The organism is Inhella gelatinilytica (genome assembly GCF_016093295.1).
Taxonomy (GTDB): domain Bacteria; phylum Pseudomonadota; class Gammaproteobacteria; order Burkholderiales; family Burkholderiaceae_C; genus Inhella; species Inhella gelatinilytica.
This window is the reverse complement of record NZ_JAEDAL010000002.1, coordinates 312,425-336,962: the sequence shown is the minus strand read 5'-3', so window position 1 is coordinate 336,962 and position 24,538 is coordinate 312,425. Positions and strand designations below refer to the sequence as shown.

The window sequence follows — 24,538 nt, the reverse complement described above, 5'->3', positions numbered from 1 at the left end:
CACCATGAGTGAACTTGTCGACCACCTGGCCACCGTGATGCGGGTGCGGGACATGGAACAGTTGGACCGCGCCTTGGTGGTTCTCCTGGGCGACACCCTCTCCCCGCGGGAACTGGGGGTTTCGGTTCGCGCCGCTGCCGATTCTCAAACCGACTGGACACTTCGCGCGCAGTGGCACGGTGCAGGGGGTGACGGCACGCCGTCCGCTGTCTCAGCCCCCTGCCCCGCCGGTTTACAGGGCCTCGTGGCTGAGGCGGCCCGAACCCAGCGGTGGCAGCAGGGGGAGCCCACAGAGGCCGGAACCTGGGCCGCTTTTCCGCTCTTCAACGATTGGGATGGCCAGGGGGTCTTGTGGCTGCGCACGACCAGCCCCTGGAGCGCACGGCGTCTGAAGCGCTTGTTCAGCTTGCTCCGGTTTTACGGCAACTTCCGCGATTTGGTCTCGGAAAACGAGCGGGACACCCTGACCGGCCTGTTGAATCGCAAGACCTTCGACGCGGGCTTCGCGCGGGTCGCCATGGCCACGACGTTTTCACCCCTGGACGCCAGCGGAGCCGAAGCGGATCAACGAGGGGCCAGCGGGGATGCCCCCTGTTGGTTGGTTGTCAGCGACATCGACCACTTCAAGCGGGTTAATGATCAGTTTGGTCATTTGATCGGCGATGAGGTGTTGCTACTGAGTGCCCGCCTGATGCGTCAATCCTTCCGCTTCAGCGACAAGGTGTTTCGTTTCGGGGGTGAGGAGTTTGTGTTGATGCTGCACAACGCCGAACCCGAAGGTGCGCGGCGAGCGTTAGAAAAGTTCCGCGAACGCATGCAATCTCATGAGTTCCCCCAGGTTGGGCATGTCACCGTCAGTTTGGGCTACACCCGCATTCAGCCTGATGACACCCCAGATTCGGCGTTTGAACGGGCGGACAAGGCCGTCTATGTGGCCAAGCAAGAGGGACGCAATCGCGTCTGTTGCTTCGAAGACTTGGTTCGCGCGGGTCGGCTCCCCGCGCCCGAGAAAACCGGCAGCGTGGATTTTTTCTAAGGCCCCTGACGCTGAGAGCTGGCCTGGGCCTCGGCCGCCTTCCAGGCGGACGACTCCCGCAACTGGGGCAAGGCGGCCCACAGCTTGCTCACGCGGGGCCCATTGGCACGCGCAAAGGGAATGGCAAACGCAAGGTGATACGAGCGCTCCAACAGGGCCGGCTCCAAGCGCACCACTCGGGCCGCCAAGTCCGGCTCCGACCGCAGCAAGGGATCGGCTTCGGTGCGCAAAAGCGCCGCCGCGTCCACCCGATTCAACGTCAGCATGCGCAAGGCCGAAGGCGAGCCCGGCACCTGCGTCCCCACCGTCACCCCTTCAGCCTGCAAATGATTCACGACCGAGTACCCCGCAACGGCCGCAACACGCGGCTCAACCGGTCCCTTGAGCAGCCCAGCCTCCCACCGCCAGGGCTCGAGGGCACGCACGTACCAGTGGTAGGCATCGGACCACACCCGGGCTTGGTCATCCAGCTGCCCGCCCTTCATGGGGAACTGCGCCCATTGCGCCCGCTCCAGGGAGTAGCTCAGCCCCAAAATGCCTTGCATGCGCCCTTCGCGGACTTCCGTCAGGCAGCGACGCCAGGGCAGAACCTCCGCTTCCACCGCCACACCGGCACGCTGGGCCAGAAGTTGGGTCAGCATCACATCCAGTTGCCGGACGCGAGGCAGCGGCAGCCCGGCCTCCAGCCAGAGCCGCTCCGGCAACGCCGTGGACTCGGCCATGCACAAGCGAATGGGTGGTGGTACAGAAGCCAGGCTCAAGCCACCCCAACTCAACACCAACAGTACAACCCAGCGCCCCAAGCTCCGAAACCAGAGCAGCGGCTCTAGGCTGTAACGGGGGGCATGGTTCGGTGGCACAGGCGGGGCTTGGCGGTATGTGCCCCATGCTAGCGGCTTTGACGGCGGCGTTGGCGCCGGACGCTACTGCGGCGCGCGCCGGTCCTCGATCACCCGCCCGTCATTGGGCAGACTGGGCACGAACTGCACCTCGGCCCGCAGCTTGGTCACCTCACGCACCGCCTCCGCCACCCGGTCGCCCAGGAAGCCCGCGGGCGCCTCCGTCTCCACCATGACGCAAAAACGGTCGTTGGCCAATTCACCCTCGACCACCCAGCGCATGCGCCCGGTGATCTCGGGCACGCGTTCGCGCACCTGTTGCACATGGGCCGCGTGCACAAAGAGCCCCCGCACTTTGGCGGACTGATCGGCCCGGCCCAACCAGCCGCGCAGCCGCTGATTGGTGCGTCCGCAAGGGCTCTGGCCCGGCATCAGGGCCGACAAGTCGCCCGTGGCGTAGCGAATCAAGGGGTAGTGGGTGTCGAGCCGTGTGACCACCACCTCACCCACGTCCCCTACCGGCACCGGGTCGCCCGAGCCCGGCCGCACGATTTCCACCAGCACGCCCTCGTCGATCACCAGCCCCTCCCGGGCAGACGTTTCATAGGCGATCAGACCGCAGTCCGCGGTGGCGTAGCACTGGTAGGCCTCAATGCCGTGAGTGCGCACCCAATCCCGCAGCGAGGCCGGGAAGGCCTCCCCGCTGACCAGGGCCTTGCGCAAGGTCAGCGGCGCACTGCCCGCCCGCTCCAGCAAAATGCGCAGGAAGCTGGGCGTGCCCACATACGCGGTACAGCCAACATCGCGCGTGGCTTGCAATTGCAGGTCGGTCTGCCCCACCCCCGCGGGCAGCACGGTGCAGCCCAAGGACAGGGCGGCCGATTCGAGCATGGACCCGGCCGGGGTCAGGTGGTAACTAAAGCTGTTATGGACGCAGTCCTCAGCAGTCACCCCAGCGGCCACGAGCGCCCGGGCCAGGCGCCAGGGGTCGGGCGCGCGCCCTTCGGGCTCATAGATCGGCCCGGGAGATTGAAAAATTTTGGCCGGTCGCCCGCCATCCAGGACCAACCCGCCCAAGGGGCGCCGCAGGCTTTGGCGCTCAGCAATGTCCGCTTTGCGCAGCACCGGCCAACGTGCCAAGTCGCCCACGGACTGCAACGCAGCCCCATCCCGACCGGCCAGGACCTCGCGACCATAGTCAGACTGCGTCTGCACCTGCCGCAACAGGCGGCGCAAGGCCTCCAATTGCTGGGCCTGTCGTTCCTCGGGTGCGCGAACTTCGAGCGCATCCAGGTGTCCAGAGGTCATGCGGGCATCCCTTTTCCGTCGATCGAGCTCATTCATCCTCGCGCCAGCGGGCGAGTCGCTTTTTCACTTCGTCCAGCCACTTGCGCTGGTCGGCAGCGCTCTTGAGCACCGTGCGATCCCACTCGGGCGTGTGGACCTGCAGTCGACGCGCCAGGCGCATGTTCAGTTCGACCTCTCCGGCGTCCCACTCCAGCACCCGCTTCCCGCCCCATTCAAAGGCGTTTTTCCGCTCACTCAAACCCAAGTCACGCAGGGCCCGCTTGAGACTCACCAGCGCCTCAGCGGCCCGAAAGGGCGGCGGGGCAAAACCCCAGGTTTCGTTCGAACCCTCACTCATGCGAGCTCCTTCAGGCCAGCCAGCGTTTACGTCGCTTGTAGGACTTCACGTCACGGAAGCTCTTGCGCTCGCCCCCCCCCATCCCCAGGTAGAACTCCTTCACGTCCTCGTTGTTGGCCAGCGCGTCCGCGCTGCCCTCCATGACCACGCGACCGTTCTCCAGGATGTAACCATCGTCGGCGTAACGCAAGGCCATGGTGGTGTTCTGCTCGGCCAACAAAAAAGTCACCCCTTCTTTCTGGTTCAGGTCTTTGACGATGCCAAAGACTTCTTCCACGATTTGCGGCGCCAAGCCCATGCTGGGCTCGTCGAGCAGAACCATGCGCGGGTTGGCCATCAGCGCGCGACCGATCGCGCACATTTGCTGCTCGCCCCCGGAGGTGTATGCCGCTTGACTGGTGCGGCGGGTTTTGAGTCGGGGGAAATAGGCATACACCTTGTCCAGTGACTCTCTCACCGCCGCCTTGCCATCCCGGCGCGCGTAGGCGCCGGTGAGCAAGTTTTCCTCGATCGTCAGGTGCGCAAAGCAATGCCGGCCCTCCATGACCTGGACCACCCCGCGGTGCACCATCTGAGCAGGGGTGAGCTTTTCAATGCGCTCGCCCCGCAGCTCAATGTGACCCTTGGTGACCTCCCCCCGCTCGCCGGCCAAAAGGTTGGAGACCGCGCGCAAGGTGGTCGTCTTTCCTGCGCCATTGCCCCCCAGCAGGGCCACGATGCGCCCCTCGCCCACCTGTAGCGAGACCCCCTTCAGCACCAGGATCACGTGGTTGTAGATGACCTCGATACCGTTGACATCCAGCAAGGTTGAACTCATGGGGCGCGCTCACTCTCAGCTCTGGCACTCCGCCGGAGTGCGGCGGGTCAGTTTCTTCTCCGCGGCGTATTTGTCCGCCGCCTGCTTGACCATGGGCTTGAGGATGGCCTCATCCGCCTGCAACCAGTCACTGCTGAACTTCCAGGCCTTGCCATCCCAGGTGTGAACCCGCGCCCAGGCCGAGCCCATGTGGTCCTGACAGCTGGTGGACACGGGGCGCATCACGCCACCGAAGCCCATACCATCGAGTTTCTTTTGATCCAGGGCGAGGTTTTCCAGCCCCCAGCGCACCTGCTCACCACTCATGACCTTGCCCTTGCCATAGCGCTCCTGGGCGCGTCGCACCCCCTCCACGGCCAGCATGGACGAGATCAGGCCGCGCATGTACAGCACCTGGCCAACTTCATCCTTCGGCCCTGTGCCTTGGCCCTTGGCGTGTACCTTGTTCAGAATCTCTTGCACCACCTTGGCATCAGGGTGCACCCCATGTTGCATGGTCAGCGCGTTGTAGCCTTTGGCCCCGTCACCCACGTCCTTCACATCGGGCTCGGCACCGGCCCACCAGACGCCGAACATCTTGTCGCGCGGGAAGCCGGTGGCTTGCGCCTCCTTGAGGGCGGCCGTGTTCATCACCCCCCAACCCCAGAGCAGGAGGTAGTCGGGGCGGTTCTGGCGGATTTGCAGCCAGGCGGATTTCTGTTCCACACCGGGGTGGGCCACCGGAATGAGGTTCAGATCGAAGCCATGCATCTTGCTGCGCTCAGTCAGCATGGGGATGGGCTCTTTGCCGTAGGGGCTGTCGTGGTAGACCAGGGTGAATTTCTTGCCCTTGAGCTTGTCAAACCCGCCCTCTTTCTTGGCAATGTGTTGGATCAACACGTCCGCTGCCATCCAGTACGAGCCGATGAGTGGGAAATTCCACGTAAAGACGCCACCGTCCTGGCTCTCACTGCGGCCATAGCCGGCAGTGATGAGCGGAATTTTGTCCACCGGGGCTTTTTCTGTGAGCGCAAAGGTCACGCCGGTAGACAGCGGCTGGAACACGGTGGCCCCTTTACCCTTCAGGCGCTCGTAGCACTCCACCCCGCGATCGGTGGCGTAGCCAAATTCACACTCTTCGTAGGTGATCTTGACGCCGTTGATGCCCCCATTGGCATTGATCAGTTTCAGGTAGTCCAAATACCCGTTGGCCCAGGGGGCACCGTTGGGCCCGTAGGCGCCCGTGCGGTACACCAGCACCGGGAAGAACTGCTCCTTGGCCTGAGCCTGAGCCGGAAGCTGTGCCAGGGACAGCGAAGTGGCCAGCGCAGCGGCGGCCAGGGTCTTGAGCATCATGAATGTCTCCTTCGAAGCTTCAATGCGGAAAGGGCCACAGGCGCAACTTCTCTTTTGCCGTTGCCCACAGCCGCGCCAAGCCGTGGGGTTCCTTGATCAGAAAAAACACAATGAGCACGCCAAACACCATGGTTTCCACATGGCTGATGAGCGCGGTGTCCACCTGCCGCCCAACCCACTCGCCGAGCAAGGGCAAGCCTTGGTTGAGGGCGATGGGCAAGATGACGATGAAGGCGGCCCCCAAGAACGCCCCAAGGATGGACCCCAGGCCGCCGATGATGATCATGAACAGCAGTTGGAACGAGCGATCAATGCTGAAGGCAGCGGGCTCCCACGCCCCCAAGTGGACAAACCCCCACAGGGCACCGGCCACACCAATGATGAAGCTACTGACGGCGAAGGCCGACAACTTGGCGTGAATGGGCCGAATGCCAATCACACTGGCCGCGACGTCCATGTCCCGCATCGCCATCCAGCTGCGGCCGATGTGCCCGCGCACCAAGTTCTTGGTGGCCAAGGCAAACAGCATCACCAAGATCAAGCAGAACCAGTATTTTTGTTGCGGTGTTTGCACCGGCAGCCCAAACGCCGTGAGCGCGCCCACACTGACCGAGCCTGAACTCGAGTCCAGCGTGAACCACTTGATGCGCAAGAACGTCCAGTCAGCAAAGAACTGGGCCGCGAGCGTGGCCACGGCCAAATAAAGGCCTTTGATCCGCAGCGAGGGCAAGCCAAAGAGCATGCCCACCACCGTGGCACAAAGGCCGCCCAGCACCAAGGACAGCGGGAGCGGCAACTCCGGGACCCGAGCAAAGAAGTTGTAAGCCGCATAGGCCCCAACCGCCATGAAGGCCCCAGAGCCCAGGCTAATCTGGCCGCAATACCCCACCAGCACGTTCAACCCGAGCGCCGCCAAACTGAGGATCAGAAAGGGGATCAAGATGGCGCGCAGCAGGTATTCATCCGCCAGCAGAGGAACCCCCACCAAAGCGAAGGCCAGGAAGGCCAGCAAGACGAATCGATCCTGCCGAATCGGCAGCATCTGCTGGTCCGCCGCGTAGGAGGTTTTGAACTGGCCGTTTTCGCGATACAGCATGGCAGGCCCTCAAACCCGATCAATGATCTTTTCGCCGAACAAGCCCTGCGGACGCACCAGCAGGAACAGGAGTGCCAGCACATAGGCAAACCAAATCTCGATGCCGCCGCCCAGCATGGGGCCCAAGTAGATCTCGGACAGTTTTTCGCCCACGCCAATGATCAGCCCGCCCACGATAGCGCCGGGCACCGACGTCAGCCCGCCGAGGATCACCACCGGCAGCGCCTTGAGGGCAACCAACGAGAGCGAGAACTGCACCCCCAGCTTGCTGCCCCAAACAATGCCGGCCACCAGCGCCACAAAGCCGGCCACGCTCCACACAATCACCCAGATGCGCTGCAGCGGGATACCGATAGACTGCGCCGCTTGGTGGTCGTCGGCCACGGCCCGCAGGGCGCGACCCGTGCCGGTGTACTGAAAGAACGCGGCCAAACCCGCGACCAAGGCCGCTGCGATGCCCGCCGCAATCAAGTCCTCCTGGCTGATCAAAACGCCCCCGGGGAACACCGACTCCAACAAAAAGATCGGGTCCTTGGGCATGCCCACATCGATCTTGTAGATGTCCGAGCCGAACACCGTTTGACCAAAACCGTCAATGAAGTAGGCAATCCCCAGCGTCGCCATCAACAGCGCGATGGGCTCCTGGTTGACCAGTTTTCCCAGCACGTAGCGCTCCACCACCCAGGCCATCACCACCATTAACGCGAAGGCCCCCAAGATCGCCAACAGGTTAACCATCAGCAGGCTCTGCAAGCCAGTCCACTGCGGAATCCATTCGCTGAAGCGCGCCATGGCCAGCGCCGCGAAAAGCACCATGGCGCCTTGCGCGAAATTGAACACCCCGCTGGCCTTGAAGATGAGGACAAAGCCCAGGGCAATCAGCGCATAGAGCATGCCGGCCATCAAGCCGCCGAACAAGGCTTCGAGAAAGAACTGCATATCAGTGGCGCCTGGCTGTCCAAAGCCGCTGAGCGCCCCCTTGGTGGGGGACGAACGAAAGTGAGGCTGGAGGTCGTTTCATTTCAGTGCCCTGCCCCCAGGTAAGCGGCAATGACTTCCGGATTCGTCCGAACGTCGTCTGGCGTGCCGTCGCCAATCTTTTTGCCGTAGTCCAGCACCACCACACGGTCGCAGATGTCCATCACCACGCCCATGTCATGCTCGATCAGCACGATCGTGGTCCCAAATTCATCGTTGACGTCGAGAATGAAGCGGCACATGTCCTGCTTCTCTTCCAGGTTCATGCCCGCCATCGGCTCATCCAGCAGCAGCAGGCGCGGCTCCATGGCCAGTGCACGGCCCAAATCCACGCGCTTTTGCAGACCGTAGGGCAGACGACCCACGGGGGTCTTGCGCCAGGCCTGGATTTCCAGGAAGTCGATGATGCGCTCCACGCGCTCGCGGTGCGCCAACTCTTCGCGTCGAGCCGGCCCGAGGTGCAGGGCCTGCGCCAGCAACCCGGTCTTCATGCGCAGATTGCGCCCAGTCATGATGTTGTCCAACACGCTCATGCCCTTGAAGAGCGCGAGGTTTTGGAAGGTCCGGGCGATGCCCATCTCCGCGACTTGGCGCGGATTCATGGCATGGAAATGCTGGCCCCGCAGCGTGATTTCGCCTTGCTGGGGCCGATACACGCCATTGATGCAATTCAGCATCGAACTCTTGCCGGCTCCATTCGGGCCAATGATGGCGCGCACTTCACCTTCGCGGACATCAAAACTGATGTTGGTGAGCGCCTTCACCCCGCCAAAACTGAGCGAAATGCCCTTCACGTCCAGAACGACGTTCCCCACGTTCCGGCTCATTGGACTACCCTCCGCGCCCCGCGCCGCGGGATTCGCACTTGGGAACGACCCGGCGTGCTCATGCTGCCCCCTTGACCACGGGATAGGTGGCGGTATCCAAAATTTTGAGCGTGGCCGCCACCGACCCGACACGACCGTCTTCGAACCGAACCTGGGTCTCAATGTGCTGCTCGGACTTGCCGCCATAGAGCGCATCGACCAGCACCGCATATTTTTCGGCGATATAGCCTCGCCGCACTTTTCGCGTGCGGGTCAGTTCGCCATCATCGGCGTCCAACTCCTTGTGCAGCACCAAACACCGGGCGACCTGACAGCCTGCCAGACGTTCATCGGTTGCCAAGTCGGCGTTGACCTGCTCCACGCAGTCGCGCATCAGTGCCAAAACCTCGGGCTTACCCGCCAAATCCACATACCCCGCGTACGGCAACCCGCGACGCTCCGCCCAGTTCCCCACGGCCTCAAAGTCGATGTTCAGCAGCACGCAGACCTGATCACGACCATCCCCGAAAGCCACCGCTTCTTTAATTTGCGGGAAGAACTTCAGCTTGTTCTCGATGTACTTCGGGGCGAACATGGCCCCGGTGGCCAAACGCCCCACATCTTTGGCCCGGTCGATGATCTTCAGGTGCCCATGCGCATCCAGGAAACCGGCGTCCCCTGTGCGGTACCAACCTTCCTGGGTCAGCACCTCGGCAGTCGCCTCGGGATTCTTGTAATACCCCTGCAGCAGACCGGCGGATCGAACCCAAATCTCGCCCCCTTCTGCCACTTTCAATTCGACCCCGGCGATGGGCACACCCACCGTATCCGCCCTCACCTCATGGTCGGGTTGAAGACAGACAAACACCGCCGTCTCTGTTGAGCCATAGAGCTGTTTGAGGTTGACCCCAATGGAACGGAAAAACGTGAACAAGTCCGGCCCGATGGCTTCGCCCGCCGTGTAGGCGACGCGAACCCGACTCAGTCCCAAGGCGTTGCGCAAGGGACCATAAATGAGCCAGTCTCCCACCTGATAGCGAAGGCGATCCACCCAGCCCAAAGACTCACCCGCCATGCGGCGGGGCCCGATCTCACGGGCCCAGGCCATGCAGCGGGCATAGAGCCAGCGCTTGGCGGCGCTGGCGTCCTCCATGCGAATCGACACGCTGGTGAGCAGCCCCTCAAAAACCCGGGGCGGCGCGAAGTAGTACGTCGGGCCCACTTCCTTGAGGTCAATGGACACCGTCGAGGGTGACTCGGGGCAATTGACCACATAGCCACAGGCCAACCACTGCGCAAAGGAAAAAATGTTCTGGCCAATCCAAGCCGGCGGCAAGTAGGCCAAGACTTCCTCGTGTTCGGTCAGCCCATCGAAAGCCTTGCCCACCTGCGCCCGATCCAGCAAGCTGGCGTGGGTGTGCACCACCCCTTTGGGTTTGCCCGTGGTGCCGCTGGTGAAAAATAGCGCGGCCACAGCATCCGGACGCGTCTGGGCAACTTGCCCGCTCAACCACTCGGGGTGGTGGGCATGGTCCGCCGCGCCACGTGCCACCAAAGCATCCAGCATCTCCAGGCCAGGCTCTTGATAGTGGCGCAGGCCCCGCGGGTCATCCACCCACAAATGCTGCAGGGCGGGCACTTGGGGGCGGATCTCCAGCAGTTTGTCCAACTGCTCTTGGTCCTCCACCACCGCGTGGCCCACCTCAGCCAGCTGCAAGGGGAAGACAAACTCCTCAGCCACCGCATCCTGGTAGAGCGGAACGGGTATCGCCCCCAGGGCTTGTGCGGCCAACATCGCGGCATACAAGCGCGGTCGGTTTTCACCCACCACCACCAGGTGCTGGCCCCGACTCAAGCCAGCCCCCGCAAAACCATGCGCCAGCGCCCCGACCAGCGCGGCCAACTCGGCCCAGGTCAGGGTTTGCCAAATGCCCAAATCCTTTTCGCGCAGGGCCGCCGCCGCCGGACGCGTGGCCGCGTGGTGCAACAGCAATTGCGGAAAAGTAGCTCCCATGCACTAACTCCGTTGACTGGCCCAGCAGGTGGACAGGTTGGCGCATTGTGCGAATGACTTTGACGCCATGTTGTCGTATTGGCGACATTTCAAGGGTTTCATCCGGGCAGGACTAACCCCAAGTCGCGGCACCGCCCCTGCCGCAGCACACCGGGGATTGACCCAACTTGCCGGCAAACCTCCAGCAGCGTTCAATCCCCATTCCAATTGGTCGCACCATGTCTGAACTGCAACCCCTACGCCAGCGCGCCCGAACGGCGGAATCTGCCGAGTTGACGGCCATCCCGTGGTGGCCCCTGCTGGAGCGCGGTCTTCAGGACTTGGTTGCACCCCACATTCACATCGCGCAGGCCGAGCCGGGAGAGCGCATCTGCCGCGTCGGCAAAGCGGCAACTTACTGGTTTGGGGTGGTGGATGGCCTGCTCAAGATGAGCAATGACGATTTGGCCGGCGCCCCGCCCATGACCTTTGCGGGACTTCCCCCCGGCGGGTGGTTTGGAGAAGGCACGCTGCTCAAGCGGGAGAGCTACCGCTACAACGTTCAGGCCTTGCGTCGCTCGGTGGTGGCGGGCCTCCCCATCGAACAGTTCGACGTCCTGCTGGGGCACTCGATTGCCTTCAACCGGTACGTGCTCAATCAGCTCAATGAGCGGCTGGGGCAGTTCATTGCGGCGCGTGAAACCGACCGCAGCCAAGATCCCGACCACCGCGTGGCACGCAACCTGGCCGCTTTATTCCACCCTCAGCTGTACCCAGGTGTGGGCAGTTTGCTGCGCATCACTCAGCAAGAGCTGGCGTACTTGGTCGGGCTCTCCCGCCAGCGCGTGAACGTTGCCTTGCAGCACCTTCAAGATGCGGGGCACATCCGCGTGGAGTACGGCGGGGTTCGGGTGCTGAGTCTGGATGGACTGCGCCAGCACCGACCGACGCGAGTGAACTGAAACCCCCGCAGTGAATCCTCGTTTCCTGACAACGAGCAGGTTCGCACGGGCCCATCCGGAACACTTTGCGGGGCACAAAGCCCCTACCATTGCGACATGAAACACCGCCGGACCTTTGCCCTGCTGCTCAGCGCGGGGGCACTTTCTGCCCACGCCCAGGGCACTTCAAGCCCCGCTCTGGCCGACCAACTGGCCAGTTGCCGGGCCATTGCCGACGCCACCAAACGATTGGCTTGCTTTGATGCCATCGCCGGACCACCCGCTGGGTCCGGGCAGTGGGGCGCCCCCGTGGCGCGGACCGGTGCCCAGTCACCCGGCAAGGCCGACAGCCCCCACAGTGCAACCGCGACGCCATCCCCCGAGCAGAGTTTTGGCCTGCGCGGCGGTGACACCAGTTCGGTGCAGTCGCGGATTCAGGGCTCGTTCGATGGTTGGAAACCCCGTCAGCGGTTCCGCCTGGCCAACGGCCAGTTGTGGGAAGTCACAGACGGCAGTTCGGGCCACTACCTGACCATGCACGAGCCGCAAGTCAAGATCGTGAAGGGGGCTTTGAGCGGCTTCTACATGGACATCGAAGGCGTCACCCAACGCCTGACCGTGCGCCGCATCGAGTAAAGCCCCGCCCCTCAGTCCAAGGCTCCAAGGACCCGCGCGCAGTCGCTGAGCGGGTCATCGAGGGGCACGCGTCGCTGCCGACCCGACACCGCACTCAGGGGCACCCGTACACAGCGGTCGCCCTGCAGCGCAATCGTGTGGCCGAAAGCGCCATCGCGCAGCGCTTGGGCCGCCGCCACCCCAAAGCGGGTCGAAAGCACCCGGTCAAACGCCGTGGGCGCGCCACCCCGCTGCAGGTGCCCCAGCAGGGTCCCCCGCACCTCGGTTCCCGGCAGGCGCTGCGCCAGCGCATCGGTCAGTGCCTGACCGATGCCTCCCAGTCGAGCCACGCCACTCCCGGTCTGCCAAAACTGCGTCCCATCGCTGAGTGTGGCGCCTTCCGCCACGCACACCAGTGCGTGGCCCTGTTCTTGAACCCGGGCCTGCAACCGAGCCGTCAATCGATCCAAATCAAAGGGTTGCTCGGGAATCAGGATGGCATCGGCGCCGCCGGCCAAGCCCCCCTCCAAGGCAATCCACCCCGCATTTCGCCCCATGGTCTCCAGGACCATCACGCGCTGATGACTCTGTGCCGTGGTTTTCAAGCGCGTCAAAGCCTCCGCCACCACCGCGACCGCCGAGTCGAATCCAAAACTCCGCTCGTTGTGCTCAATGTCGTTGTCAATGGTTTTGGGCACCCCCACCATCGGAACCCCCAAGCGGGAAAACCGGTCGCCGATGGTCAAGCTCCCATCCCCCCCGATCACAACCAGCGCGTCAATCCCGTGTCGCGTCAAGCAATCCAGTGCCTGCCCCGAGGCATCGTGGCCTTGCCAGGCAAACGGGTCGGCGCGGTTGTGCGTCCCCAGCACCGTGCCCCCTTCGTCCAGCAAGTCGCGCACGCTGGCCGCCGTCAACGGCTGCAGACGATCGGCCATCAAGCCCCAGAAGCCGCGCTGAATCCCCCAGACCTCGGTGGCCGCGTCGGCGTGCAACAGCGCCAAGGTGACCGCCCGAATCACCGCATTCAGCCCGGGGCAATCCCCGCCCCCTGTCAAGATGCCAACCCGCATGCATGCCTCCGCTCTGTAGACGTGGGACTCTAAGCCAGGGCAAGCCCGCTCCCTGGTCCGGGGCCGGTCCGGTTAGCGTGCCATCCTTGCGCCTTTGCAGTTTTTTGGCCTCCCATGGACAGCTCCCCCTCCGAATCGCTTCGCCCCCGCCTGGACCAGCTGCGTGCGGCCTATTTGCAGGAGCCCTATCCCAGCTATTCCGCGCGCCGCGACCGCCTGACCCGCCTGCGAGACTTGCTCCACCAGCATAGCGACGCCTTTGCGCAAGCCATCCGCGAAGACTTTGGTCACCGCAGCGTGCATGAAACCTTGCTGACCGAAGTTTTCGTGGTCGAAGCCTCCATCAAGCATGCCCTGCGCCACCTCAAGCGCTGGATGCGGGTGCGGCGCATGCCCACGGCCCTGCACTTTTTCCCCGGCCACAACCGCCTGATGCCCCAGCCCAAGGGCGTGGTCGGCATCATTTCGCCCTGGAACTACCCCATGCAACTGGCGCTGGCTCCGGCCGTGGCCGCATTGGCGGCGGGCAATCGGGTGCTGCTCAAGCCCAGCGAATTGACCCCCCGCTGCTCGGAGCTACTGGCCAAGGCCGTGGCCGAGCACTTTGATGCCGATGAATTCCAGGTCGTTCTGGGCGATGCCAGCGTGGCCGCCGCGTTTTCCAAGCTGCCCTTTGACCACTTGTTCTTCACCGGGTCGACCCCGGTTGGGCGATTGGTCGCCCAGGCCGCCGCCGCCAATCTCACCCCGGTGACCCTGGAGTTGGGTGGAAAAAGCCCAGTGGTGGTGATGGCGGATGCGGATCTGCGCCAAACAGCCGAACGTGTGGCCTTTGCCAAGCTCCTGAATGCCGGGCAGACCTGTGTGGCACCGGACTATGTTCTGGCACCTCGCCATCAGGTTGAGCCCTTGGCCCAAGCCGTTTTGGCGGCCATGCGGCGCCACTACCCCACCTTGGCGCAGAACCCAGACTACACCGCCATCGTGGCCCCTCGCCATTACGCACGACTGCAAGGCCTGCTCAAGGAAGCCAAGGACAAAGGCGCTCAACTGCTGCGTTCCCACGACGAAACGCTGGACCCGGCTCAGCGCAAATTGCACCCGACGGTGGTGCTGGGTGCCACCGAAGACATGGCACTACTGCGCGAGGAAATTTTTGGCCCCGTGCTACCCATCCTGCCCTACGACCGCGTTGACGAGGCCATTGCGCAAGTGCAGCGCAATGACCGCCCGCTGGCGCTCTACATCTTCGGCAAAGACGACGCACTGCGTGAGCGCATCTTGCGCGAAACCCACGCCGGAGGAGTCACCAGCAACGACTGCATTTGGCACCTGGGTCAAGAAGATCAGCCATTTGGTGGCGTGGGAGCCAGCGGGCAAGGCAGTTATCACGGTGAATGGGGATTCAAGACCTTTTCATGCGAAAAGCCTGTCTTCCACAACCCGAGTTTGGCGGGAACTCGCCTGTTTTACCCGCCCTATGGGGCCCGCTTCACGCGTCTCCTGAACCTGCTGCGAAAGCTCAGTTGATGCAACGCCGCCGCCTCCTCCAACTGGGTCTGGGTTCAGCTGCCGTGCTCGCGCTTGCGGGGGGCGTCGCCGCGTTGTGGGCGCCGGGCCTACAGGGCCCACGCCTCACCGCCGGGGGCCGTCGTGCCATGGGGGCGGTCGCGCGGGCCGTTCTCGAAGGCTCTTTGCCCCACACTGACGAGGCGCTGAACCAGCACCTGGACCACCTGGAAAGCCTATTCGCCGCCTTCCCCCCCGCCATTCAGGCCGAGCTGCAGCAACTCATGGGCCTGCTCGTGAATGCGCCCGGTCGATTGGGTGTTTTGGGTCAATGGCGCCCGTTAGAAGCGCTGGACCTGGCGACCCTACAACAGCAACTGGAAGGCCTACGTCGCAGCCGTTTGGGCCTGCGGCAACAGGTCTACTTTGCCCTGCGCGACCTGCACTGCGCAGCCTTTTTTGCCCAGCCGCAGTCCTGGGCGGCCCTGGGCTACCCCGGCCCCCGAACGGTGGGCTGATCACGCCATGACAAGCATTCCCGATCCCATTCAGGCGGGGCTGGCCCGCGGCTGGCCCGTTCGTGGCGGCGACTTCAAGGCCCCTCCTGCGGAAACCACGGTGGACGTGGCCATTGTGGGCAGCGGCGCCGGTGGTGGTGTGACGGCCGAGATCCTGGCGCGCGCCGGCCTCAAAGTGCTGATCATCGAAGAAGGCCCCCTGCGCAGCAGCCGCGACTTCAAACAACGGGAAGCCGACGCCTACCCCCAGCTGTACCAGGAATCCGCGGGGCGCAAGACCGCGGACAAGGCCATCACCATCCTGCAGGGGCGCTGCGTCGGGGGCAGCACCACGGTGAATTGGACGAGCAGCTTCCGCACGCCCCCAGCCACGCTGCAGCACTGGAGCGAGCGCCTGGGGTTGCAAGGCCTGGATGCGCAAACCATGGCCCCCTGGTTCGAACAGGCCGAGCGGCGACTCCATATCCAAGATTGGGAGGCCGAGCCCAACGCCAACAACCAAGCCCTCGCCCGCGGAGCCCAGAAGCTGGGGCTGGCCGCGCCGCGGATTCGTCGCAATGTGCACGGCTGTTGGAACCTGGGCAGCTGCGGCATGGGCTGCCCCACCAACGCCAAACAGTCCATGCTGGTCACCACCCTGCCTGGGGCCCTGGACGCCGGCGCTGAACTCTGGGTCCAAACGCGGGTGGAGCGACTGGCCCATGACGGCCATACCGTGCAGGCCCTTCATTGCGTTCCCGTCGATCTGAGCAGTGCACCCAAGCCCGGCGCTTTTGTGGTGCGGGCGCGCCACGTGGTGCTGGCAGGGGGGGCCATCAACACGCCAGCGCTGCTGCTGCGCTCCAACGCCCCCGACCCGCACCAGCGGTTGGGGCGCCGCACCTTCCTGCACCCAACGGTCATCAGCTCCGCCACCTTTGAAGAACGCGTCGAAGGCTGGTCGGGGGCACCTCAGACCGTCTACAGCGACCACTTCCTCGAAACCGAGGCCATTGATGGCCCTTTGGGCTTCAAGCTCGAAGCCCCGCCCCTGTACCCCGTCATCATGGCCACCACCATGGCGGGATTCGGTCGGGAACAAGCGAAGACTTTGCAGCAGTTCCCCCACACCCAGGTTCTGCTGTCCTTGCTGCGCGATGGCTTTCATCCTGACAGTCCGGGTGGTCACGTGACGCTGCGCCGCGATGGCAGCCCCACGCTCGACTACCCCATCACGGCGACGCTGAAAGACGGTATTCGGCGGGCCTTTTTGACCATGGCAGAAATTCAGTTTGCCGCAGGCGCTCGGGAGGTTCAGCCCATTCACGAGGACGCCCGGCCCTACCGAAGCTGGCGCGACGCGAAAGCGGCGATCGGTGCGCTGGAGCTGCGCCCGCTGAGCACCCGCATCGTGAGTGCCCACGTGATGGGAGGCTGTGCATTGTCTTCAAGTCCCGAGCATGGGGTGACCCAAACCAATGGACAGCATTGGCAACTGAACAATCTCAGCATTCACGACGGCAGCCTGTTTCCCACCAGCATCGGAGCCAACCCGCAGCTGTCCATCTACGGACTGGTGGCTCGCCTGGCCACCGGCTTGGCTGAACGGCTGGGCCATCCTGTGGCAGCCTGGGCATGACATGAAACGCCCCCCAGTCTCGCTATCGCTCGCCACCCCCCAGGGGGGCGCTCAGTGGCTTCGGACGGCCGGGCGCCACTGACATGAAACGACCCCCAGTCTCGCTATCGCTCGCCACCCCCCAGGGGGGCGCTCAGTGGCTTCGGACGGCCGGGCGCCACTGACATGAACACGACGACCCCTGCCTCGGACTGGTCGGCCACTTTGGTGACCGAGTCCGACCCCCATGCGGATGCAACGCCAGAACGCTCGGCGCCTCCAAGCGGACGCGGCTTGATGGACTTCCCCACCTACCGGCAGCACGACGCACTGGCGTTGGCGGATGCGGTGCGAGCCGGTCGCAGCAACGCCACCGAGTTGCTGATCCTCGCCCTCAGCCGCCTCAAGGCTGTTCAACCGAAGCTCAACCCCGTCGCCCGCCGGCTGGAGAAAGAAGCCAGCGCGCAGATTCAAGCCGGCCTCCAAGGCCCCTTGGCCGGCGTGCCGTTTTTGCTCAAAGACGCCGGGCACGACGTGGCCGGTGTGCCCACCACGCTGGGCAGCCAGGCCTTCAACCAGGTTGCGGCCGAGGACAGCCACTACACCCGGCGTTGCAAAGCTGCCGGCTTGGTGATCTTCGGCAAGACCAACAGCCCGGAGTTGGCGCTCAAGGGCGTGACCGACCCGGCCCGTTACGGACGCACCTCCAACCCCTGGGACCCCGCCCGCACGCCCGGAGGCAGCAGCGGTGGCGCTGCGGCGGCCGTGGCCAGCGGCGTGGTCCCGATGGCCGGCGGCGGTGATGGCGGCGGTTCAATTCGCATTCCGGCGGCGTGCTGCGGCTTGGTGGGGTTGCGCCCTTCGCGCGGCCGGATTTCCGAGGGTCCCCAAGCCGGGGAAGTTTGGCTCGGTTGCAACAGCCAGGGCGTGATCACGCGCAGCATTCGCGACAGCGCCGCCATGCTGGACGTGCTGAGCGGCCCCGAGCCCGGCGACCCCTTCCAGATCGCGCCACCGAGCCTGCCCTTCCTGGACCAACTGCAACAGCCGCTGCGCCGCCTGCGCATCGGCTGGAGCACCGCCTCCCCCCTGGGCACCCCCGTGCACGGCGAAGCGGTCGAAGCCGTGCAGCGCACCGTCCAGTTGCTGCAGCGGCTGGGCCACGAGACCACCGAAGCGGCCCCTGACATCGACGGCGGGGCCTTGGCGCGCAGCTACTTGCAGCTGTACTTCGCGCTGATTCCGGCAGCCGTCGACACGGCCGTGGCCCGTGGTGCCCGCCGCCGCGACTTCGAACCACTGACCCGCATCATGGCCACCTTGGGCCGCTGCCAGTCGGCCGCCGCCCTGGTGAGCACGTTGGAGCAATGGAACGGTTTTTCTCGCGCCTTGGGCCGATTCCACAGCCGCTTCGACCTGTACCTGACGCCCACGCTGGCCTCGCCGCCGGTCCCGCATGGCACGGGGGACCCGCCCCCTTTGCAGATGGCGCTGCTCAATGGGTTGCGCGCCACGGGGCTACTCGGTGTACTGGCACGTTTGGGTCTGCTCGACAGCGCCATCGACCAGATCGCCCGCGACAACCTGCGTCATGTGCCCTTCACGCAACTGGCCAATGTCACTGGCACGCCCGCCATCAGCCTGCCCTTGCACTGGACCGCCGAGGGCTTGCCTTTGGGCGTCCAATTTCACGGCGCGCCGGGCAGCGAAGGCTTGCTGCTGCAACTGGGCGCAGAACTCGAAAAAGCCCTGCCCTGGTTCGACCGCTTACCGCGTGACTAAGCGATATGCCAGGGGCACGGCGTGACCCGCCAGCATGGCGCCCCAAACCGCCAGCTTGCCCTCCACCGACCAGATCGCCAAGCCCCCGATCAGGCCAGTCAGTCCGCCGAGGGCACTCTGCCACCACAGCGTGCGCCAGGTATCACGGGCCAATAGCGCGCGCCACATCAATCCTTTGGCCACAAGAACCAAGATCAGGGCAACAAAAAGCGGTGCCGCCAAGAAATTGGCGACATGCCACAGCGCGTTGAAGAAGGACATAGAGGCAATCGAGTTCTGGTTCAGTGCAAGACCTAGCCCGCCCGAGGAACGAAGCGCGGCACCTCCGGAAGCAGCACATCGATCACGCCATAACGCCCCGGGGATTCAAACCAGGTGTCTGGATAGGTGGCTTGGGGCTGCGTGCCCAGGGCGCGCTCAAGGGCCTGGTGAATTCTCGCTTTGAGTAAGGCCTCGCTTGGGCCGGTGGCCTCCTGCCCGGTGTCGACAGCACTCAGCGCTTGGTGCACCGCCGTCACGATATCCGTACGGTGCTGCGCCAGATGGGTCCGCAGCCCAGGGGTATCGAAACTGCCCAGCACCACCTGAATGCGTGGGAGCGTCAAGGTGCCGGAGGGCCCCCTCACGACCAGCGGTGTCAACAGCAGGTCCAGGGTGCGCTGCTCACGGTCCCGCCGTGCCTCGTGCTCGGCGCGCCCCTGCAGCGTCGGCGACGCCCGCAGCAACTCGGCTTTGCGGGCCAACAATGCTTTGCGCCGGGTCTCACTCAGACCTGACGCGGAAAGTTCTTGCCGCAAAGCCAACCAGGCGTCGACCGGATCCGGCGCAGGCCCCCAGTTCGATACGGCCCACCCCACCAACGCCGCCCCCACCGGAAGGGCCCACCACCACCCGCTTCGGGCTATGCGCGGGGAAACGGGCTCACGTATCCGATTCGGCGTTACCGGACTGGCGCTTGAAACGGCGGGCGGCAGGGAGCGGTCGTTCAGTAAAGTCTGGTCATACGCTGCGCGCCGAATGGGGTCCGAGAGCACCTCGTAGGCGGCGGCAATCGCCGCTGCCCGAGCGGTCGCAGTCGGCTCTCCCCCGTGCCGGTCCGGGTGATGGCGCTGCATCAGGCTGCGATAGGCCGCCCGCAACACCGCCGGACTGGCCTTGGGGCTGACCTCCAGCGTGTCGTAGTGGTTCACGCGGGGTCTTTCAAACGCACAAAGGTGGTCACGCTGCCATCGCGTTCGCGCACCGCAAATCGCTCCGGCTCCGCGATCAGGATTGGCGTGGGATCGTGCGTCAGCCCCCCATTCGGAGCCCGCACCGTCCACACCAAATGCGCCCCCTCCAAGCGCCACAAGCCAAATTGCAGCGCCTTGCCCTCGTCGGACAAAATTTCCCACTCCCCCTTGTCCGTCAACACCAAGGGGCTACTCAGGCGAGACGACTTCCATCGACCCACGAATTGCGACGGCGTGTAGGCTGCCCCGCACCCGACCAACGGCAGCCAAGACAGGAGCCCAAGGAGCCCCAGGCTCGCCCGCCGTTTCAAGGCGCCTGCAACCGCTCACGCAGCTGCTTGAGTTGCAACTCCAGCCGACGGCGCTCGATTTCGCTGGTGACGTACTGAAGCTCCAGGGCCACTCGCTCAATCTCAAACTTCAACTGCCGCTTGCGCTCCACTTCCTGCTGCTGCTCCCGCAGCCCTTCCAACGCCCGACGGGTCGCTTCCTCGCCAGCCCGCTGGGCCTCGACCTCCCATTGCCGTTGAGCCTCCTCGGTACGGCGCTGCTCAGCCGCCACCTGACGCTCGGCGTTTTCTTTGCGCAGGCGCTCCGCTTCCAGCAGGCGGAGTTCATCCATGTTGGCGGGCCGCACACCATGGGCTTGGTAGTAGTCCTGCAATGCGGCTTGATTTTCCAGAGCCTCGCGTTGGGCCATCTGTTCCCGAGCATTCATGAGGGAACAGCGGCTCAACCCAAATCCCAGCAAGGCCATCAAGCCCAGCACGGCAAAAAACCGCAGCGCCCGTTGTGCCCAGGGGGCGCGGTCGCTCCACCCCAACGGCGGACGCCGCGCGGCGCCGCTTTCCAGTTGGGCACGGGCCAACAAGGCCTCGGCCCGCAGCGACAGGGCATCCGCCTGCAAACCCAAGGCATCTGCGCGGGCCGCCGCCGCACCCGGTGCTGGGGACGTCGGTTCGGATGGCCCTGAAATCAGGGCCGAACCCTGGCTTGCGGGGGCCAAGTCAGCGTCATAACCCGCCCGCGACACGGGGTCGGTCAGTGTCGATTGGGCCGTTCGTAACAGCTGGAATCGTTCGTTGAATTCCTGTGAGCTCAGTTGCGCCCGCTGCGCTTCCAGCGCTTCGACGGCTTGGCGAAACGCTGCCCGCACCTCGGCCATGGTGGCCTGCTGGGCCACCCCCAGCAATTCATACAGTGTTGGTTTGTTCTGCATCCCCTGAACCTTCATCCGCTCCGGAACCGGCGCGGGCGCCATTATTGCGAGCCCTTGGGCCCGCCACCCCCCGCGCCGGCCCGCCCTCAGCGGGCGAGCTTGAACGGCGCCGGTGGGGTATTCCGGCGCTGGGGCTTCCAGGTCTTCAGTCGTTCCAACACGTTGGCAATGGCGGCTTCGAGTTGGCTGTCGCGCCCCGTGTTGACGCCCGCCGGGTCCAGTTGAACCTCGATGTCCGGCGCCACGCCCTCGTTCTCAATGCGCCACTCGCCTTCGGGCGTATAGAAGCGGAAGAAGGGCACGGCCAGGCTGCCTCCATCGATCAACGGCGGGTTGGCCGAGATGCCGATCAGCCCCCCCCAGGTGCGGGTGCCGATCAGCGGGCCTTGGCCGGTGCGTTTGAAGGCATAGGGCAGGAAGTCGCCGCCAGACCCCGCATCCTGGTCGATCAGCATGGCCTTGGGACCATCGAGGAAAGCCCCCGGTGTGTGGAAGGGCAGGCCGTCCCGGTCCTTCCAGCCGCCCAAGTACGGCCGGTTCAACAGTTCGATCACGTAATTCGCGGCCTGGCCGCCGTTGTTCTTGCGGTCGTCCACGATCAGCGCCTGCTTGTCGCTCTGGCCGAAGAACTGGCGATTGAACTGGCTGAAGCCGCCGCCCGCAGTGTCCGGCAGGTAAACGTAGCCCACGCGGCCCCCGCTGGCCTGCTCGACCCGCTGACGGTTCTGCTCCACCCAGGTCCACTGGCGAAGTGCGCCCTCGTTGGCGATGGGCTGGACCACAATCTTGCGGCTGTTCTTGCCCTCCGGGTCCGTGGCCACTGTCAGGGTGACCTGCTGCCCAACCTGCTGTTCCAGCAACTGGTACAGGTTGCGCGTGCCGCTGAGCTCCACCGCGTTGACCGCCAAGAGGTACTCCCCTTCGCGCGCGGCCTGGCCCGGAACGGCCAAGGGTGCCTTGAGCTGCGGGTTCCAGGCATCGCCGCCGTGCACCTTGGCGATCCGCCAGCGGCCGTTTTCGAAGCGAAAGTCCGCCCCCAAGAGGCCCACCGGCACAGGCGCCTCGCGGTGCAGGTCGCCGCCGCTCAGGTAGTTGTGGCCCACCTGCAGCTCCCCCATCATGTCGATGAGCAGCTCATTCAGGTCCTCCCGGCGTCGCACATGCTCGAGCAGCGGCAGATAGCGCTCGCGGATGGCCGCCCAGTCGATGCCATGCAGGGCCGGGTCGTAGAAGAAGGCCTTCTCCATCCACCACACCTCGTCGAAGATCTGGCGCCACTCGGCCCGTGGGTCGATGCGGGCACGCAGACCACTCAAGTCGATGGCCTTGGCCTCCCCAGCCTTGTCGTTCGCGTCGGCGATTTCCAGACGGCCGCGACCGGCCCGGATCAGCAATTTCTTGCCATCGGGGCTGAGCTCAAAGCCCTCCACGCCCCCCCGCACCAGCTTGGCCTTCTTCTCTTCAAAGTCGAAGCGGTACAGGTCAGCCGAGGGTGGCGCCTCGCCCGCTTCACGGCTGATGCCGGGCTGGCGTCGGTCCAAGAACCACAGCGCGCCGTCATGCGCCACGGCCAGGGCCTCGTTGTCCCGCTCGGCCACAGGCAGGGCGACGATGCGCTGCGCCAGACCTGCGACATCGATACGAATCGCCTTGCTGTCGGGTTTGGCATCCGCCTTTTTCGCGTCGTCCTTCTTGCCCTCCTCTTTTTTGGGCTCGTCCTTCTTCGCCTCGAGCTTGTGAGCCTCCTCATCACCCGCCTTGGGCAAGAGCGGCGAGCTGCCGTCTGCCGCCAGCACGGCAGCGAACAGGCCAGCGCGCAGCGGGCGCTCCTGCGTGGACATATCCAGGCCCACGCGCGTGGGGCCGGCATTGGTGGAGGCACTGAAGAACAGCAGGTCGCCCTTGCGCGAGAACACCGGCGACTCGGCGTGCACCAAGGGGTCGCTCACCGCATGGACCTGGTGACTGGTCAGCTCATGGAGGTAGATCCGACCCAGGTGGTTGGCGCCGGTCAAGGTGTAGGCCACCCAGCGGCTGTCGGGTGAGAACACGGCGCCAAAGTTGCCACGCCGCGGGTTGGTGGCCAAGCGGGTCAGCGTGCCGGCAGGCAGTTGCAGGGCGTAGAGGTTCAGGCGTTGATCCTGCAGCAGCAGGCGTTGGCCGTCGGGCGACCATTCCAGCAGGCTGAAGTAATCGTCTGCGGGCAGGGCCACGGTTTGCGCCGCACCCTCGCCCGTTTGGCTGCGCAGCACCAGCTGATGACGGCGCCCAGGGGCGTCGCTGAGGTAGGCAATACGCTGGCCGTCGGGGCTCCAGAGCGCGTCCTTCTCACGCACGCCCGAGGTTTGCGTCAGGTTGCGCGGCGAGCCGTCCTTGATGGGGAGGGTGAACACCTCGCCCCGGGCGCTGACCAGCAAGCGCTTGCCGCTGGCGGACAAATGGGCATCTTCGAGCGCGCGGCCGGCCTCCTTCCACTGCTCGCGCGGGGCTTCCACGGGCAGGCGCACGGGCCATTCAGCCTCACGGCCGCTGGCCAGGTCCAGGGTCTTCAAGCGGCCGCCCACCTCATAGATCAGCGTGTTGCCCTGGGCATCGACGGACTTGACATCCCACACCGTCTCCCGCGTCAGAGGACGCAAGGCCTGGGTCTTGGTGTGATAGGCCCACAGGTTGGCCGCCCCGTTGGCGCCGCCCTGCGCCTCGCCATCGCGGTCAGAAATGAACACCACCTCGTCGCCCACCCAGACCGGGCCGATGTCGCTGGCGTTGACGTGGGGCACCGAGCTCCAACGCCCCGTCTTGGGCTCAATGATCCAGACCGGCGGCGTGGAACCGCCGCGGTGCTGGCGCCAACCCGCGGTGGGCAGGTGGGCCGCCCGCGTGGGTCGATAGGCAAGGCGCTGCCCATCGGCGCTCCAGCGCCCTTCAACCGCGACGGCCTCCATCACCTTGCGCTCAAACCCACCGGTCAGGGGCACTTCGTAAAGCTGGGCTGATCGGCTGTTCAGCACCTCGCGGCTGCTGGCGAACAGCACGGCTTTGCCGTCGGCGCTCCACCCGTTGACCACGTCCGCACCGGGGTGCCAGGTCAGCCGACGGGCCTCACCGCCCTCGACGGGCATCACGTACACATCCGTGTTGCCGTCATAACTGGCCGAAAACGCGAGGTGGCGGCCGTCGGGCGAGAAGCGCGGCGCAAACTCCGACGCCGCATGGTGCGTCAGGCGGCGCGGCTGGCTGCCGTCGCGCTGGGCCACCCACAGGTCGCCGCCATGAACAAATGCAACGTGCTGGGCTGACAGCGTGGGCTGGCGGAGCAGGTGCGTTGCACCTTCGGCCCCCACAGCCAAGGAAGCGGCACACAGGGCCGAAAGGGTCCACAAGGTCTGGATCAGGCGCATGGGGCGTTCCACGAGAAAACCAAAACCGCCCACGGTACCAGCGAAGACCCGCCATGCCGAAGGCCATGCACGCCCATCGACTGCAACGCGCGCGATCCAGATCAAG

At 64.9% G+C, this 24,538-nt stretch carries 22 protein-coding genes; 7 read left to right on the top strand and 15 right to left on the bottom strand.

The window, feature by feature from the left end:
* The first annotated feature begins 4 nt into the window (after nucleotides 1–4).
* Complete coding sequence (locus I7X43_RS06465; RefSeq protein WP_198100100.1) at nucleotides 5–1,036, top strand: GGDEF domain-containing protein; 1,032 nt, start codon at nucleotides 5–7, stop codon at nucleotides 1,034–1,036.
* Here the strand turns inward: I7X43_RS06465 and I7X43_RS06460 are convergent.
* The 9 genes from I7X43_RS06460 to I7X43_RS06420 all read right to left on the bottom strand — a co-directional run bounded on the left by I7X43_RS06460 (nucleotide 1,033) and on the right by I7X43_RS06420 (nucleotide 10,566).
* A complete protein-coding gene (locus I7X43_RS06460; protein ID WP_198100099.1) occupies nucleotides 1,033–1,758 on the bottom strand; it encodes a substrate-binding periplasmic protein in 726 nt (241 codons plus the stop codon). The genes I7X43_RS06465 and I7X43_RS06460 overlap by 4 nt on opposite strands.
* A gap of 201 nt (nucleotides 1,759–1,959) precedes the next feature.
* Nucleotides 1,960–3,183: a phenylacetate--CoA ligase family protein gene (locus tag I7X43_RS06455; RefSeq protein ID WP_198100098.1), complete on the bottom strand. Its 1,224-nt coding sequence runs from the start codon at nucleotides 3,181–3,183 to the stop codon at nucleotides 1,960–1,962.
* A gap of 28 nt (nucleotides 3,184–3,211) precedes the next feature.
* Nucleotides 3,212–3,520 carry a hypothetical protein gene (locus I7X43_RS06450; protein ID WP_198100097.1) on the bottom strand — a complete coding sequence of 103 codons (309 nt, stop codon included), beginning with the start codon at nucleotides 3,518–3,520 and terminating at the stop codon, nucleotides 3,212–3,214.
* A 10-nt stretch (nucleotides 3,521–3,530) separates the two neighbouring features.
* Nucleotides 3,531–4,337 carry an ABC transporter ATP-binding protein gene (locus tag I7X43_RS06445; protein ID WP_198100096.1) on the bottom strand — a complete coding sequence of 269 codons (807 nt, stop codon included), beginning with the start codon at nucleotides 4,335–4,337 and terminating at the stop codon, nucleotides 3,531–3,533.
* A gap of 15 nt (nucleotides 4,338–4,352) precedes the next feature.
* Nucleotides 4,353–5,672 carry an ABC transporter substrate-binding protein gene (locus tag I7X43_RS06440; RefSeq protein ID WP_198100095.1) on the bottom strand — a complete coding sequence of 440 codons (1,320 nt, stop codon included), beginning with the start codon at nucleotides 5,670–5,672 and terminating at the stop codon, nucleotides 4,353–4,355.
* 19 nt (nucleotides 5,673–5,691) lie between these two features.
* The gene (locus tag I7X43_RS06435; RefSeq protein WP_198100094.1) at nucleotides 5,692–6,768 is read right to left on the bottom strand and encodes a branched-chain amino acid ABC transporter permease; all 1,077 of its coding nucleotides are present in this window, start codon (nucleotides 6,766–6,768) and stop codon (nucleotides 5,692–5,694) included.
* Nucleotides 6,769–6,777: 9 nt separating this feature from the next.
* Nucleotides 6,778–7,707: a branched-chain amino acid ABC transporter permease gene (locus I7X43_RS06430; protein WP_198100093.1), complete on the bottom strand. Its 930-nt coding sequence runs from the start codon at nucleotides 7,705–7,707 to the stop codon at nucleotides 6,778–6,780.
* Nucleotides 7,708–7,790: 83 nt separating this feature from the next.
* Nucleotides 7,791–8,573 (bottom strand): ABC transporter ATP-binding protein, encoded by a 783-nt coding sequence (locus I7X43_RS06425; RefSeq protein ID WP_198100092.1) that lies wholly within the window; start codon nucleotides 8,571–8,573, stop codon nucleotides 7,791–7,793.
* A 58-nt stretch (nucleotides 8,574–8,631) separates the two neighbouring features.
* Nucleotides 8,632–10,566 carry an AMP-dependent synthetase/ligase gene (locus I7X43_RS06420; protein WP_198100091.1) on the bottom strand — a complete coding sequence of 645 codons (1,935 nt, stop codon included), beginning with the start codon at nucleotides 10,564–10,566 and terminating at the stop codon, nucleotides 8,632–8,634.
* A 218-nt stretch (nucleotides 10,567–10,784) separates the two neighbouring features.
* Here I7X43_RS06420 and I7X43_RS06415 point away from each other — a divergent pair, with 218 nt between their 5' ends.
* Together I7X43_RS06415 and I7X43_RS06410 are read left to right on the top strand one after the other, a co-directional pair.
* On the top strand, nucleotides 10,785–11,507 hold the full coding sequence (locus I7X43_RS06415) for a Crp/Fnr family transcriptional regulator (protein WP_198100090.1): 723 nt from the start codon (nucleotides 10,785–10,787) through the stop codon (nucleotides 11,505–11,507).
* A 96-nt stretch (nucleotides 11,508–11,603) separates the two neighbouring features.
* Nucleotides 11,604–12,122: a hypothetical protein gene (locus tag I7X43_RS06410; protein ID WP_198100089.1), complete on the top strand. Its 519-nt coding sequence runs from the start codon at nucleotides 11,604–11,606 to the stop codon at nucleotides 12,120–12,122.
* A gap of 11 nt (nucleotides 12,123–12,133) precedes the next feature.
* Here I7X43_RS06410 and I7X43_RS06405 read toward each other — a convergent pair whose 3' ends face one another.
* Nucleotides 12,134–13,174, bottom strand: a complete 1,041-nt coding sequence (locus I7X43_RS06405; protein WP_198100088.1) for a 6-phosphofructokinase — start codon at nucleotides 13,172–13,174, stop codon at nucleotides 12,134–12,136.
* Nucleotides 13,175–13,288: 114 nt separating this feature from the next.
* On the opposite strand from I7X43_RS06405, the gene I7X43_RS06400 reads away from it, so the two are divergent.
* The 4 genes from I7X43_RS06400 to I7X43_RS06385 all read left to right on the top strand — a co-directional run bounded on the left by I7X43_RS06400 (nucleotide 13,289) and on the right by I7X43_RS06385 (nucleotide 18,580).
* Nucleotides 13,289–14,704 (top strand): coniferyl aldehyde dehydrogenase, encoded by a 1,416-nt coding sequence (locus I7X43_RS06400; protein WP_198100087.1) that lies wholly within the window; start codon nucleotides 13,289–13,291, stop codon nucleotides 14,702–14,704.
* The gene (locus I7X43_RS06395) at nucleotides 14,704–15,201 is read left to right on the top strand and encodes a hypothetical protein (protein WP_198100086.1); all 498 of its coding nucleotides are present in this window, start codon (nucleotides 14,704–14,706) and stop codon (nucleotides 15,199–15,201) included. Before I7X43_RS06400 ends, I7X43_RS06395 begins: the two co-directional genes overlap by 1 nt.
* A 7-nt stretch (nucleotides 15,202–15,208) precedes the next feature.
* Nucleotides 15,209–16,819 carry a GMC family oxidoreductase gene (locus I7X43_RS06390; protein ID WP_198100085.1) on the top strand — a complete coding sequence of 537 codons (1,611 nt, stop codon included), beginning with the start codon at nucleotides 15,209–15,211 and terminating at the stop codon, nucleotides 16,817–16,819.
* A gap of 165 nt (nucleotides 16,820–16,984) precedes the next feature.
* A complete protein-coding gene (locus tag I7X43_RS06385; protein ID WP_246480217.1) occupies nucleotides 16,985–18,580 on the top strand; it encodes an amidase in 1,596 nt (531 codons plus the stop codon).
* On the opposite strand, the gene I7X43_RS06380 is transcribed toward I7X43_RS06385, so the two are convergent.
* The 5 genes from I7X43_RS06380 to I7X43_RS06360 form a co-directional block, all read right to left on the bottom strand.
* On the bottom strand, nucleotides 18,566–18,841 hold the full coding sequence (locus tag I7X43_RS06380; RefSeq protein WP_198100084.1) for a hypothetical protein: 276 nt from the start codon (nucleotides 18,839–18,841) through the stop codon (nucleotides 18,566–18,568). The genes I7X43_RS06385 and I7X43_RS06380 overlap by 15 nt on opposite strands.
* Before the next feature lie 32 nt (nucleotides 18,842–18,873).
* Complete coding sequence (locus I7X43_RS06375) at nucleotides 18,874–19,770, bottom strand: J domain-containing protein (RefSeq protein WP_198100083.1); 897 nt, start codon at nucleotides 19,768–19,770, stop codon at nucleotides 18,874–18,876.
* On the bottom strand, nucleotides 19,767–20,033 hold the full coding sequence (locus tag I7X43_RS06370; protein WP_198100082.1) for a hypothetical protein: 267 nt from the start codon (nucleotides 20,031–20,033) through the stop codon (nucleotides 19,767–19,769). The genes I7X43_RS06375 and I7X43_RS06370 overlap by 4 nt, the downstream gene beginning before the upstream one ends.
* Before the next feature lie 86 nt (nucleotides 20,034–20,119).
* Nucleotides 20,120–21,031, bottom strand: coding sequence for a J domain-containing protein (locus I7X43_RS06365; RefSeq protein ID WP_198100081.1), 912 nt, complete (start codon nucleotides 21,029–21,031; stop codon nucleotides 20,120–20,122).
* An 86-nt stretch (nucleotides 21,032–21,117) separates the two neighbouring features.
* Nucleotides 21,118–24,432, bottom strand: coding sequence for a S41 family peptidase (locus I7X43_RS06360; protein WP_198100080.1), 3,315 nt, complete (start codon nucleotides 24,430–24,432; stop codon nucleotides 21,118–21,120).
* Nucleotides 24,433–24,538: the final 106 nt, after the last annotated feature.